Origin of the sequence: Rufibacter aurantiacus (assembly GCF_017916345.1) — a bacterium.
Taxonomy (GTDB): domain Bacteria; phylum Bacteroidota; class Bacteroidia; order Cytophagales; family Hymenobacteraceae; genus Nibribacter; species Nibribacter roseolus.
This window is the reverse complement of record NZ_JAFMSV010000001.1, coordinates 680,704-698,987: the sequence shown is the minus strand read 5'-3', so window position 1 is coordinate 698,987 and position 18,284 is coordinate 680,704. Positions and strand designations below refer to the sequence as shown.

Here is an 18,284-nt window from a genome sequence, read left to right as displayed (position 1 = left end):
TCAACGCATAACATCCATGGAGAACAGAAATTACAGAGATAGAGAAGGCGGCGGCAAGCCAAGACACTTTACCCAACCCAAGGTAGATAAAATGGAGATGGTGTTCGGCCTGCGGCCGATACTGGAAGCCTTGCACGCCGGCAAGACCATGGAGAAGATCTATCTGCTCAAAGGCACCAAGCATAGCATCAGCCAGGAAATCACCGAGCTGGCCCGCGAGGCCCAGATTCCGATTTCCCTGGTGCCCAACGAGAAGTTGGACCAATTAACCCGCAAGAACCACCAGGGTGCGGTGGCCTATCTCTCCGCGATCTCTTATTCTCCGCTGGATGAGATTGTAGCCTCTCTTTTTGAAAAGGGCAAAGATCCGTTGCTGCTGGTGCTGGACCGCATCACCGATGTGCGGAACTTCGGGGCGATTGCCCGTAACGCCGAGTGTATGGGCGTGGACGCCATCGTGATCCCGAGCCGCGGAGCTGCCCAAATCAACGCCGATGCCCTTAAAACCTCGGCTGGTGCCTTGAACCTGATTCCGGTTTGCCGTGAGCCCAACCTCAAAGACACTCTGCATTTCTTGAAGCAATCAGGCATTAGAGTGGTGGCCTGTACCGAAAAAGCCGATGATAACCTCACCGATGCCGCCGTGGATTTGACCGGTCCTATTGCCGTGCTCATGGGCAGCGAGGAAGACGGTATTTCCCCTGAGTACCTCAAGAGAGCCGATGTGCGCGTGAAAATCCCGATGATCGGCCAGGTGCAATCCCTGAACGTATCGGTAGCCAGCGGCATCATACTCTATGAAGCCCTGAGGCAGCGTAAAGCAGAATAGCCTTACCGTATTTGATCATAGTCTAAAGCGCTTCGGGCCTGTTTTTAAGAAAACAGGCCCGAAGCGCTTTATGTATTTTGTTCCTGTATGGCGTAAATCTGATGATCAGGTTCATTTCGTCAGCTAGTCAGGTCCATATTGTCAATACCTCGCCCTTGTTGGTGTTACCATCAACAAGCACAAAGGCCAACCGGATGGAATTTAGCTGACCGCGAAAAGCAGTCAAAAATTCATGATCTTTGGAAAGCCTCATGCAGCCTTTTGACTCTAGGCAGGGTCTTGAAGAAAAAGCCACTGTTATGAAAAAGAACTTACTACTCCTGTTGCTGGCCTTCTTGTCGTTTTCCTGCTTTGACAAAGACCAGGAGCCTGCCGTGCTGCCTAGTGGAACCTATGTGGGGCAGTTCCAGAGGTCAAGCCCAACCGCAGATTATGATGTCGCCAATGTCACCTTAGTGCTGGACGGAAGTTCATTTTCGGGTAGCAGTGACCACGTGAAATACCCGGCTATTGGGCAGGGCACCTACCAAATGGAAGGGCAGGAGATAGTGTTCAAGGATAATTCCTTCTGGACCGCGGAGTTTGACTGGACGTTGATTCTGGATGGTGCCTACGTTGTAAGCACTCAAAACCAGGAGGTTACCTTTATCCGCAAGCGCGGCGATATTACGGATGTATACAGGTTGAGGTTGCAGCAGCCGGAGTAAGAATTTCAACAATAACATAAAAAGCGTGGGGGCTCCTGGTTTGCAGGAGCCCCCACGCTTTTTATTGGAAAAAGGAATCTTAGATGAAGTTCTGGCCTTTCATGGCCTTGGCATCGGCCACGAAGTCTTTTACTTTTTGCTCGTCTTCGCGGCGGCAGACCATGAACACGTTGTCATGGGCGGCCACAATATAGTCTTCTAAGCCTTGCAGCACCACCAGTTGGTTTGCCGGGGTTTTAATGATGCAGTTCTTGACATCGTAGGCCAGCACGTTTCCTTCAATGACGTTACCCTCGGGGGTTTTCTCAGACAGGCTGTAGAGTGAGTCCCAACTGCCCAGGTCAGACCAGCCAAAATCACCCAGAATCACAAACACGTTATCGGCTTTCTCCATGATGCCGTAGTCAATGGAGATGTTACGACAATGGGAGTAAGCCCGGTTGATGAATGCCTCTTCCTGGTCGGTGTCCAGCACGGGGATGCCTTCGTCAAAGGTCTCGGCCATGTCGCCCAGGTACTGGTGGAAAGCTTTTACAATGGCTTGGGCGTTCCAGATGAAAATACCGGCGTTCCAGACAAACTCGCCGCTGTCCAGGAACATTTGGGCAATCTCCAGCGAGGGTTTCTCGGTGAACGTTTTTACCTTCTTGAGGCTGTTCTGCTCATCGTCAATAAACTGGATGTAACCATAGCCGGTATGCGGACGGGTAGGTTTGATACCCAGGGTCACCAGGATCTCGTTTTCGGCAGTGGCCGCCAGGGCTTCGCGCACGCAGTTCTTGAAAGACTCTTCGCGCAGGATCACGTGGTCTGCCGGGGCAATCACAATATTGGCGTTGGGGTTGCGCTTGGCTATCTTAAAGCAGGCGTAGGCAATGCAGGCAGCGGTGTTTCTGCCAATGGGCTCCAGCAGGATCTGGTTATCGGTGAGTTCTGGCAGGTGCTCCCGTACCAGGCTGTCATAGTCACGGTGCGTAACCACAAAAACGTTCTCAGGGGGGCAAATGTCCTGGAACCGCTTCACGGTGGTTTGAATCATGCTTTCGCCAATGCCCAGTACATCATGGAATTGCTTGGGATGACTTACCCTACTAAACGGCCAGAAGCGGCTCCCAATGCCACCCGCCATGATTACCACATAGGTATTGTCGTTCATTTTATACTAATCCTTCTTTAAGTAAATCATGCAGGTGCACAAAACCGGTGAAAGTGCCGTTCTTGGTGACAATGAGTTGCGTAATGTTTTTCTTTTGCATCGTTGCTAAGGCTTCTACGGCATATTCATCACAATCGATGGTGAGCGGCGAAGGGGTCATGATGTCTGCGGCCGTAATACCCGTCAGATTCTCAAAGTTGGAGAGCATGCGCCGTAAGTCCCCGTCGGTGATAATACCCGTTAAGTTACCAGAATTATCCAGAACCGCAGTAGCCCCCAGTCGTTTTGAGGAGATTTCAATGATGATCTCTTTTAGGGTGGCAGCGGTGTTCACCTGCGGCGCGGCGTTAAGCGCGTAGATATCACCTACCTTAAGGTAAAGCCGCTTGCCCAGGGACCCGCCGGGGTGCAGGGCCCCGAAATCCTCTTTGCTAAAGTTGCGTGACTCCAAAAGACAAACCGCCAAAGCATCGCCTAAGGCCAAGTGCGCGGTGGTGCTGGTGGTAGGGGCCAGGTTGTTAGGGCAGGCTTCGCGCTCAATGGTGGCGTTCAGGATAAAATCAGACTGCTGGGCCAGGTAGGAATCTACGTTAGACACCAGGGCCGCCAACTGGGTGCCTTTGCGCTTGAGCAGCGGAACCAGAACTTTAATCTCTGGGGTGTTGCCGCTTTTTGAAAGGCAGATCACGAAATCATCGGCCTGGATCATTCCCAGGTCCCCATGGATGGCATCGGCGGCGTGCATGAAAAGGGCCGGAGTGCCGGTAGAGTTGAGCGTGGCCACTATCTTGGAGGCGATGTTGGCGCTTTTGCCAATGCCCGTGACCACCACACGACCTTTGATGGCCAGAATTGCCTGTACGCATGCCTCAAAATCCTCATTGATATAATCAGCGAGTTTAAGGATTGCGGTGGCTTCCTCTTCCAACACTTTTTTTGCGATGCTTTTGATATTTTTCGTGATATTCAAGTTAGATTTGTATTAGACAAGACAACAACAGAAAGTACAAACCCTTGTTTCTCACAACAAGCATATTACATGTTAGTAAAACAAGAATCATTAAAGAACAAATTAAAGGAAGTTTTCGGCTATAGTCAATTCAGGGGCAACCAGGAGGCGATTATAGAGAACATCATGGCCGGCAAGAACACCTTTGTGATCATGCCAACCGGTGCCGGAAAGTCACTTTGCTACCAGTTGCCCGCCCTGGCCATGGAAGGCACGGCTATTGTGATTTCCCCGCTTATTGCGCTCATGAAAAACCAGGTGGACCAGTTGAACGCTTTTGGGGTGAATGCCCAGTTCCTGAACTCCACGCTCTCCAAGGCGGAGATGAACAAGGTGAAAAAGGAAACGGTGAGCGGTGACGTGAAACTGCTCTACGTAGCACCCGAGTCCCTCACCAAAGAAGATACCCTGGATTTCCTGAAACAAGCCAAAATCGCGTTTGTAGCCATTGACGAAGCCCACTGTATCTCTGAGTGGGGGCATGACTTCAGGCCGGAGTACCGCAAGATCAGAGGCATTATTGACAACATAGGCAACCTGCCTATCATTGCCCTGACTGCCACCGCCACGCCCAAAGTGCAGTTGGACATCCAGAAAAACCTGCAGATGGACGATGCCTCTGTGTTCAAGTCCTCTTTCAATCGTACAAATTTGTACTATGAGGTAAGACCTAAACACAATACCAAAAAGCAGCTTATCCAGTACATCAAAAAGCACAAAGGCAAAAGTGGGATTATCTATTGCCTGAGCCGCAAGAAGGTAGAGGAGATTGCCGAGCTGCTGCAGGTAAACGACATCAAAGCGCTGCCGTACCACGCCGGACTGGACTCCAACGTGCGCATGGCCAACCAAGACGCTTTCCTGAACGAGGACGTGGATGTGATTGTGGCTACCATTGCCTTCGGGATGGGGATTGACAAGCCCGATGTCCGGTTCGTGATCCACTATGATACGCCTAAGTCTATTGAAGGCTACTACCAGGAAACTGGCCGCGGCGGACGCGACGGATTGGAGGGTAACTGCCTCATGTTCTACAGTTATGATGACATTGTGAAGCTGGAGAAATTCAGCAAAGACAAGCCTGTAACCGAACGCGACAATTCTAAGTTATTATTACAGGAGATGGCGTCTTACGCCGACTCAGCGGTTTGCCGCCGGCGCCAGCTGCTGCACTACTTTGGTGAGCAGTATGACAAAGACTGCGGGTTCTGCGACAACTGCGTACATCCTAAAGAGAAATTTGAGGCCGAGCAGGAACTCACCTACGCTTTAAAGGCGGTGGTGCAGACAAACCAGCGTTTTGGCATAGATCACCTGGTCAATGTGCTCATTGGGTTCAAAGACCAATATGTAGAAAGCTACAGCCACGATCAACTGGAAGTGTTTGGCGTAGGCAAGGAGCAGGAGCCCCAGTTCTGGAATTCAATTATCCGGCAAGCCCTTTTGTTTGACTTTTTGGAGAAAGACATTGAAAACGTAGGAACTTTGAAAATCACAGATAAAGGTGAAGATTTCTTAGAAAGCCCGCACTCCATCAAATTCGCCAAAGACCATAACTTTGACGAGGAAGTGCAGCAGGAAGAGGAGAAAGAAGAAACGCAGGCCGCCGCCGGCCATGACGCGGTTCTCTTTGACCTGCTCAAGGCACTGCGCAAGAAGCTGGCCAAGGACATGAACCTGCCGCCCTATGTGCTATTCCAGGACCCGTCCATCAAAGAGATGGCTACCACGTACCCTACCACCAAAGAAGACCTGGCGCACATTGCCGGGGTGGGTATGGGCAAGGTGCAGAAGTTTGGGAAGCCCTTCCTGGAACTGATCTCCAAATACGTGGAGGAGAATGACATTGTGACCGCCGCCGATGTGGTGGTGAAGACCACGGTGAACAAGTCAAAGCTCAAAATCTACGTCATCCAGCAGATAGACAAGAAGATGGATCTGGAAGAGATCGCCTCGTCCAAAGGCCTCACCATGTCTGAACTCATTGAGGAGATTGAGCACATCTGCTACTCCGGTACCAAGCTTAACCTGGACTACTACATAGACGGAGTGCTGGACGATGACCGTCAGCAGGAAGTGATTGACTATTTCATGAGTGCCACCACAGACAACATGGCCGCCGCCATCAAAGAGCTGGGCACCGATGATTATACCGAGGATGACCTCCGTCTCATGCGGATCAAATTCCTCTCTAAATACGCGAACTAAGATGTAGAAAACAGAAAAGCAGGTGGCAGTACCTGCTTTTCTGTTTCTGTTATGTGGCACCATTTTAGTGGTGTTTTATAATAAATTGCCCCGAAACGGCGGAACCGTAACTCTGTACTTGCCTGTGCCCTGCCCAGGCTTAAACCCTGCTTGTATGAACGTACTGATAATAGGAGCGGGCGGCCGTGAGCACGCCCTGGCCTGGAAGATTAGCCAAAGCCCTTACTCTGAAAGAATCTTTGTAGCCCCCGGTAATGCGGGTACCGCCCAGATTGCCACCAACGTAGACATTTCCATCACTGACTTTGAGGAACTGGCCAAGTTCGCCACTGATTTCAACATCATGATGCTGGTGGTAGGCCAGGAGGCGGCACTGGTAGAGGGTATCGCAGATTATTTCGCGGAGCGGGATTACCTGCAGCACATTCTGGTGGTAGGGCCGCGCAGAGCCGGCGCCCAACTGGAAGGCAGCAAAGATTTTTCCAAGAAGTTCCTACTCAAGTACGGCATCCCTACGGCCCGCTACGAGACGTTCACCGCCCAGACCTTTGACCAGGGCATTTCTTACCTGCAGAACCACCCGTACCCCGTAGTGCTCAAAGCCGATGGTCTGGCAGCCGGCAAAGGCGTGGTCATCGCGCAGAACTTTGAGGAAGCTCAGGTGGCCCTGACCGGAATGCTCCAGGAGAACCAGTTTGGAGCGGCCGGCAGCAAAGTCGTGGTTGAGGAATTCCTACAGGGCATTGAGCTCTCGGCGTTCATTCTCACCGATGGCAAAGAGTACGTGCTCCTGCCTGAGGCCAAAGACTACAAGCGCATTGGCGAAGGAGACACTGGCCTTAATACTGGCGGAATGGGCGCCGTTTCCCCCGTACCGTTCGCCGATGAGGCCTTCATGAACAAAGTGCGCCAGCGTATTATTGAGCCCACCTTGCAGGGTTTACAGCAGGAAGGCATCCCGTACACCGGTTTCCTGTTCATCGGGTTGATGAACACCAACGGCGACCCGTACGTGATTGAGTACAATGTGCGCCTGGGCGACCCAGAGACCGAGGCCATTCTGCCCCGCATCAACTCAGATCTGTTTGAGCTTTTCCGGGCGCTGCATGACCATGAACTTGGTCAGTTCCAACTGGAGGTGGACCCACGCTCGGCTACCACCATTTTCCTGGTATCCGGCGGTTATCCCGGAGACTATGAAAAAGGAAAAGAGATCAGCGGTTTGCAAACAGCCTTGCCAGAAAACACCCTCTGTTTCCACGCCGGTACCAAACAGACCCACTCCGGACAGATTGTCACCGATGGTGGCCGCGTGATTGCCGTGACGGCCCTTGGCCAGGACATGGAAGAAGCGCTGGAGAAAGCCAACATCGCCGCCGAGCAGATCACCTGGGAAGGCCGCAACTACCGCCGCGACATCGGGTTTGACCTGAAACGGTTTTTAGCCCAGCAACTGTAAACTAAAAGACTTCGGCTCCGCCGATTATCACCAGGTTTTAGGAATGTTTTGATGAAATCGGGCTCAAAAGAGGTGAATAGCCCTAGAGAGTTGAAGTGCTACAGAGCTCTTCAAATACATGTTTCACGGGCGAAAGGCGGGTGGGGCACCCATAAAACCAATAATTCCATTTCAAGCCTGATTTCTAGAAATCAGGCTTGAAATGACAAAGGCCAGCCGTTGTGCTGGCCTTTGTCATTTTTGTGAGGATAGACAGGGTTGATCTTTGCGGCAGATTTACGTAGAACCTGAAGCATCAACCTGAAAACATTCCATGTCTCTCCAACCTGACTACACCACCGCCGAGGAAGCCGTTAAACTGATTAAATCCGGGGACCGTGTTTTTGTGCACGGGGCCGCTATGACGCCGCTGCGGCTGGTGAATGCCGTCTCTGCCCGCGGGCCTGAGCTCCGCGACGTGGAGTTCATCCACATGCACACCGAGGGTTCGGCGCCTTACACGTACCCTGAGCACGCGGGAAGTTTCAAGACCAATGCCTGCTTTGTGGGCGGCAATATCCGGCAGGCCCTCAATGAAGGCACCGCCGATTACATCCCTATTTTCCTGAGTGAGATTTCGCTTTTATTCCGCCGCAACATCCTGCCCCTGGACGTAGCCATGGTGCAGGTGTCCCCGCCGGATGCGCACGGGTACTGCACGCTGGGCTCTTCGGTAGACGTGGCGCTGTCAGCGGTGGAAACGGCTAAAACCTTGATTGCGGAGGTGAACCCCAGGGTACCGCGGTCGCACGGAGATGGCATTGTGCACATCAGTAAGTTCCACGCCAAGGTGTGGTCAGACGAGGCCCTGCCGGAGCACACCGGGAAAGCCTGCGGCACAGTGGAAACGCAGATAGGCAAACTGGTGGCGGAACTAGTGGAAGACGGCGCTACGCTGCAGATGGGCATCGGCGGTATACCAGATGCGGTGCTGCAGCAGTTGGGCAACCACAAGGACCTGGGCATCCATACAGAGATGTTCTCAGATGGTATTATCCCGCTGGTGGAGCAGGGCGTGATTACCGGGGCCCGGAAGAGAGTCCTGAAGCACAAGATCGTGTCTTGTTTTGTGAACGGCTCCAAAAAGGTCTTCGATTTCCTGCACGATAACCCATCGGTGGTGATGAAGGAGACCGTGTTCACCAATGATACTGCCATCATCCGGCAGAACCCCAAGGTGACCGCCATCAACAGCGCCATTGAGGTAGACCTCACCGGCCAGGTCTGCGCCGACAGCATTGGCATGTACCAGTTCTCGGGCGTGGGCGGGCAGATGGACTTCATGCGCGGCGCGGCTTTGTCTGAAGGCGGCAAGCCCATCATCGCGCTCCCGTCCATCACGAACAAAGGCGAGTCCAAGATCGTGAACGTGCTGAAAGCCGGAGCCAGTGTCACCACCACCCGTGCCCATGTGCGCTACATCGTGACGGAGTATGGCATCGCGGATCTGTACGGCAAGAACCTGCGGCAGCGCGCCAAAGAACTCATCAGGATCGCGCACCCCACACACCAGGAGGAACTGGAGCGGCTGGCCTTTGAGCGGTTCAAGGTGCTGTAAGCTGTACCAGGCAAAAACCGGTAGACTCCAAAGACCTCATTGCTTCTGGGAGACCTGCGATCGTCATTGCCAAGGCCTTTCCGTTACGCCAATCTGGAGATTGGCTGTCCCTTGGTGCGGAGAGCGCTAACGCTAACTCTTCGCACAACAATTTCACCACAATAGGCGGACTATAAGACCTGTGAGGTTTTGAAAACCTCACAGGTCTTTGCATTTACTGCCTGATTTTTTGGAAACATCCTAAAAACAGAAGAGCCTGACTAATAATGTCAGGCTCTTCTGTTTTTGCTTAAAGACTACCGCAAATTAGCAGTATTCTTCAAAGGCGCCTTGCAGGTTGTCTACAATGCGGGTTAGGTCATTGCCTTCAATGTGGTGACGCTCAATCACGTGCACCAGTTCGCCGTCTTTGAACAGCGCAATAGACGGGGAAGAAGGAGGATATGGCAGCATGTACTCACGTACTTTGGCTACGGCTTCAGTCTCCATACCGGCAAACACGGTTACCAGTTTAGCTGGTTTCTGCTCGCTGCTGGCCACAGCCATTTTCAGGGCCGGACGGGCTTTAGCGGCGGCGCAACCGCACACAGAGTTAACGGCTACCAACACGGTGCCTTCTTTCTGGCTCAATACAGACTCCACTTCTTCGGGCGTCATCAATTGCTCGAAGCCAACGGAGGTAAGGTCTTCCCGGATAGGAGCGACCATATATTCAGGATACATTGCCATGGATATGGTTGATTTAAAAGGTGAAATCTGTTTCTGGCGTAAAATTACGAAATCAACCGTAAAACACCGCGGTTAGCTTTCTGGTTTCCAAAAGGATACTATTTCTCTGGTCAGAAACCTTGGCTAAAATAGCAAGAGAGCCTGCCGATATGTGTTAACGACTGCTTCACCTATGGAAGAGAAAGGGTAGGAGGTAGGGCTGTTGGGGAGACATCACCTTTATTGCAATGTAAACCAGAGAAGGAGATACTGCAGCGGACATGTGGCTCTGGGGAAAACTTTTGCCTTAAAGCTGGAATTGGGAATAGAGAAATGTTACCTTTGCATTGCAAAACGCCCCGACCGGGAACTCTTTCGCTTCTTCTTCCCTTGCAGGAAAGAGCAAAAGCAGAAACCCGATTAAATTTGGGCAAGTTTCTTGGAATTTATCTGGCAAGCTTGTAGTTTTGCAAACTCATTTAGAATCAGAGTCAAAAGCATTTATCTATATTCACAACCATGGCTAACCATAAGTCAGCATTAAAAAGAATCAGATCTAACAACGCGAAACGCTTGCTGAATCGCTATCAGGCGAAAACGACCCGTACCTTTGTAAAGCGTTTAAGAACCACAACCGACAAAGCCGAGGCGCAAGAGCTGTTCAAGACGGTATCTGGTATGCTGGACAAGTTGGCCAAGAAGAACGTGATCCACAAAAACAAAGCAGCCAACAACAAATCTAAATTGGCTCGTTTCGTGAATAACTTAGCTGCCTAGTTTATTAGGTAGTATTTACTTTCTTGGGTATTACCAAAAAGCCTTGCCAGCCGCAAGGCTTTTTGTGTTGTAGTTGCTTTCTGTTTTAAGCCCCTTTGTTTGAAAATAGCTTTAAAACAACTTCTCTTGAGATCCGATAGAAGTGGAATATTGGATTTGAATTGACTCTGCTGTTCCTGATTTGTCTAAGCTACACCCATATAAAAGAAGAAGGCCAGTCTCTGTAATGAGACTGGCCTTCTTCTTTTATATGGGTGTAGCTATTACCTCCAACTTCTGGAGCTCTTAGTGAACCACACTCAACTTGATCATGTTGGCACGCTTCTTCTCCATTACCGGCATAGAACCGATGTTGATGAAGATGTCGCCGGTCTCTAAATGGCCTTCTTTCACCAGGATTTCTTTGAGGTCAGCAATGGTTTCGTCGGTAGACACGAACCGGTCATAGTAATACCCTCTGATGCCCCAAACCAGGTTCAAGGTGTTCAGGAGCACGCGGTTGTCTGTGAAGACGAAGATGTTGGCTTTAGGGCGGTGCTTGGCCAATTGAATTGCGGTGTACCCAGACTTGGTAAGGCAGATAAGCGCACGGGCGTCTGTATCACGGGCCAGGGTAACGGCACTTGCCACTACGGTGTCATTGTAGAACGTAGGCGATTGTTTGTTGAATACAAAGTTGCGGTGATACACAGCAGCCTGGGACTCTACAGACTTGATGGTGCGGTTCATGCTCCGGATGGTTTCCAATGGATACGCACCGGCGGCAGTCTCTGCGCTCAGCATCAAGGTATCGGCGCCGTCCATTACCGCATTGGCTACGTCGTTGGTTTCTGCACGGGTAGGGCGTGGGTTGGTGATCATGCTTTCCATCATCTGGGTAGCCACAATCACAGGTTTGCCCAGCTTGTTGCATTTCTCCACAATCATTTTCTGCAGCATAGGCACGCCTTCCATACCTACTTCCACCCCTAAGTCTCCGCGGGCTACCATGATGGCGTCTGTGGCCTCAATGATAGAGTCAATGTTGCGGATGGCCTCTGGCTTTTCAATCTTGGCTACCACCTTGGCGTCTTTGCCACGCTCCGCGATGATGCTTTTGATCTCATGGATGTCTTCTACCTTTCTTACAAAGGAAAGCGCTACCCACTCCACATCATTGTCCAGCCCGAAGTGCAGGTCCTGAAGGTCTTTCTCAGTTAGGGAAGGAGCGGTTACCACAGTGTCTGGCAGGTTCATGCCTTTGCGGGGTTTCACCACGCCGCCGTACACTACTTCGGTGATTACCTCGTTCACACCATCGGTGCTCAGAACGCGCACCTCCAGTTTACCGTCGTCAATCAGGATGGCATCACCGGGACGCACGTCCTGGGCCAGGCGGGCGTAGCTGTGCGACAACTTCTGGGAGTTACCCATGGATTTGTCATAGACAAAAGTCAGTTGCTGGCCTTCCACAATCTCTATGGCGCCGTCCTGCACATCATTGATCCTGATTTTGGGGCCCTGCAAATCTTGCAGTAAGCATATATTGAAGCCTTCGGCAGCGTTGATGGCGCGTACGTGTTCAATCACCTTCAGGTGTTCGTGGTGAGCGCCGTGAGAGAAATTAAGACGGAAAACATCTACCCCTTCCTGAATCAGGGCGCGAAGGCGCTCAGGGGTGTTGCTGGCGGGGCCAACGGTTGCAATAATCTTGGTGTTGTTGAAGGGAATAGCCATGCGCTAAAAAAGCAGGTTTTCTTTATAACGTAAACAATGTGGGTCAAAGGAACGCACGTACTGCACCAGCGGTACGGCATTAAGGGTCTGCAGGATCTCTTGCTGAAGCTGGCTGAGTCCGCCAGACACCTGTATTACATAATCATATTCTTTGATATCCGGCACCAGGAAAGGCGCCGCCAAAGTGCTGGTCCCTACAGACCGGTTGCGGAACAAACGCAGCGTGCCGTGCTCTGCGCGGTGCAGGTAGTTGGAGATGATTAACCGACCCTTGTTGAGGAAGTCAATGCATAGGTCGGTCTGTTTCACCAGCCGAATCTTAAAGTACTTGTTCAGCGCCCAGGCAAGGGTGTGCTCCTTGCTGGATGAGACAACTCCATATAAGTCGAAATCAAAATCGTATTCAACGTCTAGACGGAAAGATTTCATGTGAGTTGCGGTGCGCTGGTTGTACTTTAGGTTGGGTTGGCAATTTAAAGAAGTCAAATGGAAACTCAAGTGAACTTCTCAGAAAAGTATCACAATAAAACAATCTCTCGTAATTTGTTTGGCATTGTGTTTCCAAATCTATTTCTTTGCACTGTGTTTTAAAAAACTTCTAAAAAAATGTCAGAAATCGCAGAAAAAGTAAGAGCTATCATTATTGACAAATTAGGCGTTGAAGAATCTGAGGTAACGCCTGAGGCTAGCTTTACAAACGACCTGGGTGCCGACTCTCTTGATACTGTAGAATTGATCATGGAATTTGAAAAAGAATTCAATGTGTCTATTCCAGATGATCAAGCTGAGAACATTGCAACGGTAGGCCAAGCGATCAGCTACCTGGAAGAGCACGCAAAGTAATCTCCTTCCTCTTTTTTCCTTTTATCGATCCAAATTTACCTAATTAATATAGGTTCTTTCCCTCTACTAGCAGCGTATGGAGCTTAAGAGAGTTGTCGTAACTGGCCTTGGTGCGCTTACCCCTCTGGGGAATACCGTCTCTGAATACTGGAACGGCCTCGTGAATGGGGTGAGTGGGGCAGCGCCCATCACCCGCTTTGATGCGTCAAAATTTAAAACCCAATTTGCCTGCGAAGTAAAAGGGTACGATCCTGAGCAATATTTTGAGCGTAAAGAGGCCCGTAAGATGGACCTCTTTACCCAATTTGCGGTAATTGTCGCCGATCAGGCGGTACAGGATGCTAACCTGCAAGACGAGTCTTTAGACAAAGACCGTATTGGGGTGATCTGGGGCTCCGGCATTGGTGGTTTGCGTACCTTCCAGGAAGAGTGTGTGAACTTTGCCAACGGTGACGGAACACCACGATTCAATCCTTTCTTTATTCCTAAAATGATCGCCGACATCAGTGCCGGTCATATCTCCATCAAATACGGCTTCAGAGGTCCTAACTTTGTGACTGTATCGGCTTGTGCTTCTGCTACCAACGCCCTTATTGACTCTTTCAACTATATCCGGTTGGGTATGGCTGATATTGTGTTGAGCGGTGGTTCTGAAGCAGCCGTTACTGAAGCCGGTGTGGGTGGTTTCAACGCTTTGAAAGCCCTTTCTGAGCGCAATGATTCCCCAGAGACGGCCTCCCGTCCGTTCGACAAAGACCGCGATGGCTTTGTGTTGGGCGAAGGTGCTGCGGCTATTGTGCTGGAAGAATACGAGCACGCCAAAGCCAGAGGCGCTAAAATCTACGCCGAGATCATTGGCGGCGGTATGTCTGCCGATGCCTACCACATCACGGCTCCACACCCAGACGGTTTAGGCGCCCGCAACGTAATGCAGAACGCCCTCCGCGATGCCGGAATCTCTCCTGAGCAGGTAGATTACATCAACGTGCACGGTACTTCTACGCCGCTCGGCGATGTGGGAGAGGCCAAAGCCATTGAGCACGTGTTCGGGGAACATGCCTACAAACTGAATATCAGCTCCACCAAATCCATGACCGGTCACTTATTGGGTGCTGCCGGTGCTATTGAGGCGGTGGCTTCTATTCTGGCTATCCAACACGGTATTGTTCCGCCTACCATCAACCACATCACGGATGATGAGCAGTTCAACCCTAAACTGAACTTTACTTTCAACAAAGCTCAAGAGCGCGAAGTAAACATTGCCCTCAGCAATACCTTCGGATTTGGCGGACATAACACCTCTGTGATTTTCAAGAAATTCACCGAATAGCATTGAGCCCGATTAGACCGGTCTTTCGCGCAATCCATAAATTCTTTTACAAGGACAAGGCTTTTGTGAACGCCATTACCCACATTACGGGTATGGCACCAGATAACCTGCACTTGTACCAGTTAGCGTTCACGCACACGTCTTTTGTGCGCCAGAACCTAAAAGGGAATCAGGAGACAAACGAAAGACTGGAGTTTTTGGGCGATGCCATTCTGGGTGCCGTAGTGGCCGAGTACCTTTTCAAAAAATACCCTTACAAAGACGAAGGCTTCTTAACCGAGATCCGGTCCCGTATGGTGAACCGCGAGTCATTGAACAACCTGGCCGTAAAGGTAGGGTTGCACTCGCTCATCAAGGTAGACAACGTTTCTGGGGTAACCCGCCATAAGTTCATCAACGGCAACGCGCTAGAGGCCCTGGTGGGCGCCGTGTACCTGGACAAAGGCTACGAAGACACCAAAAGGTTTATCCTGAAAAAACTGGTGAAGCCGCACTTTGACCTGCACCAGCTTACCACTACTACCAGCAATTTCAAGAGCAAACTCATTGAGTGGGCACAGGGCCAGAACCGCAGCATCAGGTTTGAGATTGTGGGGCAGAAGCAGTCTGGCAGTACCACTGAGTTTACTGCCGCTGTGGTGGTAGACAATGATATTATTGCCTCGGGCAGCGGTCTCTCCAAAAAGAAGGCGGAGCAAGCCGCCGCTGAGAAAAGCATGGAAGTGCTCAAATCCACGGGTATTATCCTTTCCTGAATTCCCTTCTATTTTCCACTTATTTTCCTCAATCCAGCCTAAAAACAGCAGGCTCTAATTCCTGCTTTTCACTTTGCGGGTTTGCAGAAACACGTTCATTTTGAATGGATTAGCTGTTTGTAGTTGCATTGATTTGTGGCTTAACATTAAGAGTGATTTTAATAGCACAAATAAGCTTTATTTCCTTTTCTGAATTCTTCTTAAAGCGAACGTAATTTATCCATTTATTTCTGGCTTATTAACAGAAAAACGGCCTTAAAACATAGCTTTATAGCTGATACCTTTGTCTGAGTTTCTGAACGGATTCTTGGTTCTTATGGCATGGTTCTTAGTTTTGTATAGCCCAGGCACAATAGACTTTAGCGCTGTTGGTGCTGGGTTTTTAACTTGCAAGGCTGTTCTTGCGTTAGAAAAGTATAAATACTAGCATCCTATGAAACTTGCCGGCGCCGCCCTCAACCAAACTCCCCTGGATTGGGATAACAACCTCCGCAACATAAAATCTGCCATTGAGCAGGCCAAAGAACAGAACGTTGATATCCTTTGTCTCCCCGAAATGAGTATTCCCGGCTACGGCTGCGAGGACCTGTTCCTGAGCGAATGGGTGAGTGTGGAGTGCTTTGAGCGGCTGCTGGAGATAAAGGATTGGTGCGAGGGTGTGATTGTCTGTGTAGGCCTTCCCATCCGGCTGAATAACACCACTTATAACTGCGCCTGCGTCATCAGGGACAAAGAAATTCTGGGTTTCACGGCCAAGCAGTTCCTGGCCAATGACGGAGTGCACTATGAGCCGCGCTGGTTCAGTTCCTGGATTCCTGATACGGTGGCGGAGTTTGAAGCCTTTGGCCAGACCTATCCCATAGGTGATATCATCTATGAGCACCAAGGCATCAAGTTTGCCTTTGAGATCTGCGAAGACGCCTGGCGCAACGAGAACCGACCCGCGTATCGGCATAAACCCAAAGGCGTGCAACTCATCATCAACCCCAGCGCCAGCCACTTTGCCATGAGCAAAACCGATGTGCGTTACCACCTGGTGGTGGACGCCTCAAGGCAGTTTGAATGCACCTACCTGTACGTGAACCTGCTGGGCAACGAGGCCGGCAAAATGATCTATGACGGGGAAATCATCATCGCGCAGAATGGAAACCTGGTGCTCCGTAACCAGCTGCTTTCCTTTAAGAGCGTGGATTTTGAGTGTGCCGAGGTTTCCTTTGAGTCGCCGCTTCCACCAGTAGAAATGGACTTGCTGCCGGTAGATGAGAACGTGGAGTTTATCTCGGCGATCACGCTGGCGTTGTTTGATTACCTGCGCAAGAGCCGCAGCCGCGGATTTGTGCTCTCCCTGAGCGGCGGCGCCGATTCTTCTTTATGCGCGGTGGCTGTGGCCGAAATGGTGCGCCGGGCCGTTGAGGAAATAGGGTTGGAGGAGTTTGCCCATAAAACCAATTGTCTTACGCCCAATGAGATTTCCGATTACAAGGACCTCCCGGTAGACGAGGTGAAAGGCATACTGGTGAATAAACTGCTGGTCACTGCCTACCAGGGCACCGTCAATTCCTCAGACGACACCTACCGTTCCGCTGAGGAACTGGCCAAATCCATTGGGGCGGTTTTTTATAACTGGACCATTGACGAAGAAGTGAAAAGCTACCGGGGTAAGATTGAGCACGCCATCGGGCGCAGCCTTACCTGGGAGCACGATGACCTCACGCTGCAGAACATTCAGGCCCGCGTACGCGCCCCTGGTATCTGGATGCTGGCCAACCTCAAAAACTCCCTGCTGCTGGCCACCTCTAACCGGTCCGAGGCCTCAGTTGGGTACGCCACTATGGACGGCGACACGGCCGGCAGTATCTCACCCATTGCGGGCGTAGACAAATCGTTCATCAGGCAATGGCTGGTATGGGCGCAGGAGAAACTCGGCTACGAAGGCCTGCAGTACGTAAACAACTTGCAACCCTCGGCGGAACTGCGTCCCCTGGAGAACACCCAGACCGATGAAGAAGACCTCATGCCCTATCCGCTCCTGAACCAGATTGAACGGCTGGCTTTCTACGACCGCTTAGCGCCACAGCAGGTATTTGAGAAACTCAAAGGCACTTACCCCGACGAGCAATTACGCCAGTTCATCCAACGGTTCTATTCGCTCTGGAGCCGCAACCAATGGAAACGCGAACGCTACGCCCCGGCCTTCCACCTGGATGACTACAACGTGGACCCGCGCAGCTGGCTCCGGTTCCCTATCCTCAGCGGCGGCTTCCGCGAGGAGCTGAGTGAGCTGAGGTAATTTGGAGATGTGGAGATTTGGGGATGTGAAGATGTGAGGATTAGAAAAGCATTTAGGGCCTGTTTTCTGAAAACAGGCCCTAAATGCTTTCTTTTAAAGACGCAATATATTGCGTCTCTACTTTTGCTTCTTCTGCTATAACCCAGCGCTGTTTTTTTCCCGATTTGCGTAAAACAGACCTTAAACGTTTCACCTCCGGGGCGCAAGGATTGCGTGTCTGTCATTGTGGTTTAGAATCTATGGAAGAGTTAGAGTGTCCGGCCAGTTTCAATGAGTTAGAGAGGGCTGCGTGGGCTTTTGCCGTGAAAGCCCATGGCGAGCAACGGCGTAAGTACCACAATCAACCCTATGTGAAGCATCTGGAGCGGGTGGCCCAAACCGTGATGGCTTATGGTGGCACCACCGGCATGGTTATGGCCGCACTCCTTCATGATGTGTTGGAAGACACGCTCGTGACGGAGGGGGAGATGCAATCGTTTCTAGAGGAGGTCTGCCAGGGTACCATCGTGAAACCCCCTGAGGTCCTGCAGATGGTGGTTGACCTTACGGACCAGTTCACCAAGCAGAACGCGCCCGGGCATAACCGCAAACGCCGTAAGCAGATGGAAGTGGAGCGCCTGGCCCAAATCTCCTCCCGCGCCCAAACCATCAAACTCGCCGGTATCATTGACAACACCCGAGACATCATCCAACATGACTTCAGTTTCGCGAAGGTATATATCCCGGAGATTGTGGCGTTGCTGGAGGTCCTGAAAAGGGGTGAGCCGTTCCGGTTGTACATGCTAGCTTGCTATGAGGTGCAGAAAGCAGTTCTCCGGCTAGAGGAGGAGAGAAGGTTCCATTCCAGCCCTGAGCAAAACACATCCAGCCCTGAGCAGGACGCAGAATAGCCCCGCTGTT

At 51.2% G+C, this 18,284-nt stretch carries 16 protein-coding genes; 11 read left to right on the top strand and 5 right to left on the bottom strand.

Annotation, left to right across the window (positions count from 1 at the left end):
• Nucleotides 1–16: 16 nt before the first annotated feature.
• Together rlmB and J3P34_RS02825 are read left to right on the top strand one after the other, a co-directional pair.
• Nucleotides 17–829 carry a 23S rRNA (guanosine(2251)-2'-O)-methyltransferase RlmB gene (rlmB, locus tag J3P34_RS02830; RefSeq protein ID WP_210466286.1) on the top strand — a complete coding sequence of 271 codons (813 nt, stop codon included), beginning with the start codon at nt 17–19 and terminating at the stop codon, nt 827–829.
• Nucleotides 830–1,128: 299 nt separating this feature from the next.
• On the top strand, nt 1,129–1,536 hold the full coding sequence (locus J3P34_RS02825) for a hypothetical protein (RefSeq protein WP_210486338.1): 408 nt from the start codon (nt 1,129–1,131) through the stop codon (nt 1,534–1,536).
• 79 nt (nt 1,537–1,615) lie between these two features.
• On the opposite strand, the gene J3P34_RS02820 is transcribed toward J3P34_RS02825, so the two are convergent.
• Together J3P34_RS02820 and J3P34_RS02815 are read right to left on the bottom strand one after the other, a co-directional pair.
• Entirely contained in the window at nt 1,616–2,692 is a 1,077-nt protein-coding gene (locus J3P34_RS02820) for a mannose-1-phosphate guanylyltransferase (RefSeq protein ID WP_210486337.1), read from the bottom strand.
• 1 nt (nt 2,693) lies between these two features.
• Nucleotides 2,694–3,662 carry a KpsF/GutQ family sugar-phosphate isomerase gene (locus J3P34_RS02815; RefSeq protein ID WP_210486336.1) on the bottom strand — a complete coding sequence of 323 codons (969 nt, stop codon included), beginning with the start codon at nt 3,660–3,662 and terminating at the stop codon, nt 2,694–2,696.
• A 69-nt stretch (nt 3,663–3,731) separates the two neighbouring features.
• Here J3P34_RS02815 and recQ point away from each other — a divergent pair, with 69 nt between their 5' ends.
• From recQ to J3P34_RS02800, 3 genes are all read left to right on the top strand, one after another.
• Nucleotides 3,732–5,909, top strand: a complete 2,178-nt coding sequence (gene recQ, locus J3P34_RS02810) for a DNA helicase RecQ (protein WP_210466282.1) — start codon at nt 3,732–3,734, stop codon at nt 5,907–5,909.
• A 154-nt stretch (nt 5,910–6,063) separates the two neighbouring features.
• Nucleotides 6,064–7,368, top strand: coding sequence for a phosphoribosylamine--glycine ligase (gene purD, locus J3P34_RS02805; RefSeq protein ID WP_210486335.1), 1,305 nt, complete (start codon nt 6,064–6,066; stop codon nt 7,366–7,368).
• A gap of 313 nt (nt 7,369–7,681) precedes the next feature.
• Entirely contained in the window at nt 7,682–8,965 is a 1,284-nt protein-coding gene (locus J3P34_RS02800) for an acetyl-CoA hydrolase/transferase family protein (RefSeq protein WP_210486334.1), read from the top strand.
• Between the two features lie 306 nt (nt 8,966–9,271).
• Here the strand turns inward: J3P34_RS02800 and J3P34_RS02795 are convergent, their stop codons facing one another.
• Nucleotides 9,272–9,688, bottom strand: coding sequence for a BrxA/BrxB family bacilliredoxin (locus J3P34_RS02795; RefSeq protein ID WP_246850429.1), 417 nt, complete (start codon nt 9,686–9,688; stop codon nt 9,272–9,274).
• A 504-nt stretch (nt 9,689–10,192) separates the two neighbouring features.
• Between J3P34_RS02795 and rpsT the strand changes: the two genes are divergently transcribed.
• Nucleotides 10,193–10,450 carry a 30S ribosomal protein S20 gene (gene rpsT, locus J3P34_RS02790; protein WP_210466279.1) on the top strand — a complete coding sequence of 86 codons (258 nt, stop codon included), beginning with the start codon at nt 10,193–10,195 and terminating at the stop codon, nt 10,448–10,450.
• Between the two features lie 285 nt (nt 10,451–10,735).
• On the opposite strand, the gene pyk is transcribed toward rpsT, so the two are convergent.
• Both pyk and J3P34_RS02780 read right to left on the bottom strand, forming a co-directional pair.
• Nucleotides 10,736–12,166, bottom strand: a complete 1,431-nt coding sequence (gene pyk, locus J3P34_RS02785; protein ID WP_210466278.1) for a pyruvate kinase — start codon at nt 12,164–12,166, stop codon at nt 10,736–10,738.
• A 3-nt stretch (nt 12,167–12,169) separates the two neighbouring features.
• The gene (locus J3P34_RS02780; RefSeq protein WP_210466277.1) at nt 12,170–12,595 is read right to left on the bottom strand and encodes an IPExxxVDY family protein; all 426 of its coding nucleotides are present in this window, start codon (nt 12,593–12,595) and stop codon (nt 12,170–12,172) included.
• A gap of 177 nt (nt 12,596–12,772) precedes the next feature.
• Here J3P34_RS02780 and J3P34_RS02775 point away from each other — a divergent pair, with 177 nt between their 5' ends.
• From J3P34_RS02775 to J3P34_RS02755, 5 genes are all read left to right on the top strand, one after another.
• Nucleotides 12,773–13,009 carry an acyl carrier protein gene (locus J3P34_RS02775; protein WP_048919546.1) on the top strand — a complete coding sequence of 79 codons (237 nt, stop codon included), beginning with the start codon at nt 12,773–12,775 and terminating at the stop codon, nt 13,007–13,009.
• A gap of 76 nt (nt 13,010–13,085) precedes the next feature.
• Nucleotides 13,086–14,339 (top strand): beta-ketoacyl-ACP synthase II, encoded by a 1,254-nt coding sequence (gene fabF, locus J3P34_RS02770; RefSeq protein WP_210486333.1) that lies wholly within the window; start codon nt 13,086–13,088, stop codon nt 14,337–14,339.
• Between the two features lie 92 nt (nt 14,340–14,431).
• Nucleotides 14,432–15,094 carry a ribonuclease III gene (rnc, locus tag J3P34_RS02765; protein ID WP_210466788.1) on the top strand — a complete coding sequence of 221 codons (663 nt, stop codon included), beginning with the start codon at nt 14,432–14,434 and terminating at the stop codon, nt 15,092–15,094.
• Nucleotides 15,095–15,527: 433 nt separating this feature from the next.
• Nucleotides 15,528–17,384 (top strand): NAD(+) synthase, encoded by a 1,857-nt coding sequence (nadE, locus tag J3P34_RS02760; protein WP_210486332.1) that lies wholly within the window; start codon nt 15,528–15,530, stop codon nt 17,382–17,384.
• Between the two features lie 239 nt (nt 17,385–17,623).
• Entirely contained in the window at nt 17,624–18,274 is a 651-nt protein-coding gene (locus J3P34_RS02755; RefSeq protein ID WP_210486331.1) for an HD domain-containing protein, read from the top strand.
• Nucleotides 18,275–18,284: the final 10 nt, after the last annotated feature.

Bases quoted from the DNA above. Each gene is read 5' to 3' on its own strand.
- rlmB (WP_210466286.1), top strand. From the start codon at position 17: ATGGAGAACAGAAATTACAGAGATAGAGAAGGCGGCGGCAAGCCAAGA.
- J3P34_RS02825 (WP_210486338.1), top strand. From the start codon at position 1,129: ATGAAAAAGAACTTACTACTCCTGTTGCTGGCCTTCTTGTCGTTTTCC.
- J3P34_RS02820 (WP_210486337.1), bottom strand. From the start codon at position 2,692: ATGAACGACAATACCTATGTGGTAATCATGGCGGGTGGCATTGGGAGC.
- recQ (WP_210466282.1), top strand. From the start codon at position 3,732: ATGTTAGTAAAACAAGAATCATTAAAGAACAAATTAAAGGAAGTTTTC.
- purD (WP_210486335.1), top strand. From the start codon at position 6,064: ATGAACGTACTGATAATAGGAGCGGGCGGCCGTGAGCACGCCCTGGCC.
- J3P34_RS02800 (WP_210486334.1), top strand. From the start codon at position 7,682: ATGTCTCTCCAACCTGACTACACCACCGCCGAGGAAGCCGTTAAACTG.
- J3P34_RS02795 (WP_246850429.1), bottom strand. From the start codon at position 9,688: ATGTATCCTGAATATATGGTCGCTCCTATCCGGGAAGACCTTACCTCC.
- rpsT (WP_210466279.1), top strand. From the start codon at position 10,193: ATGGCTAACCATAAGTCAGCATTAAAAAGAATCAGATCTAACAACGCG.
- pyk (WP_210466278.1), bottom strand. From the start codon at position 12,166: ATGGCTATTCCCTTCAACAACACCAAGATTATTGCAACCGTTGGCCCC.
- J3P34_RS02780 (WP_210466277.1), bottom strand. From the start codon at position 12,595: ATGAAATCTTTCCGTCTAGACGTTGAATACGATTTTGATTTCGACTTA.
- J3P34_RS02775 (WP_048919546.1), top strand. From the start codon at position 12,773: ATGTCAGAAATCGCAGAAAAAGTAAGAGCTATCATTATTGACAAATTA.
- fabF (WP_210486333.1), top strand. From the start codon at position 13,086: ATGGAGCTTAAGAGAGTTGTCGTAACTGGCCTTGGTGCGCTTACCCCT.
- rnc (WP_210466788.1), top strand. From the start codon at position 14,432: ATGGCACCAGATAACCTGCACTTGTACCAGTTAGCGTTCACGCACACG.
- nadE (WP_210486332.1), top strand. From the start codon at position 15,528: ATGAAACTTGCCGGCGCCGCCCTCAACCAAACTCCCCTGGATTGGGAT.
- J3P34_RS02755 (WP_210486331.1), top strand. From the start codon at position 17,624: ATGGAAGAGTTAGAGTGTCCGGCCAGTTTCAATGAGTTAGAGAGGGCT.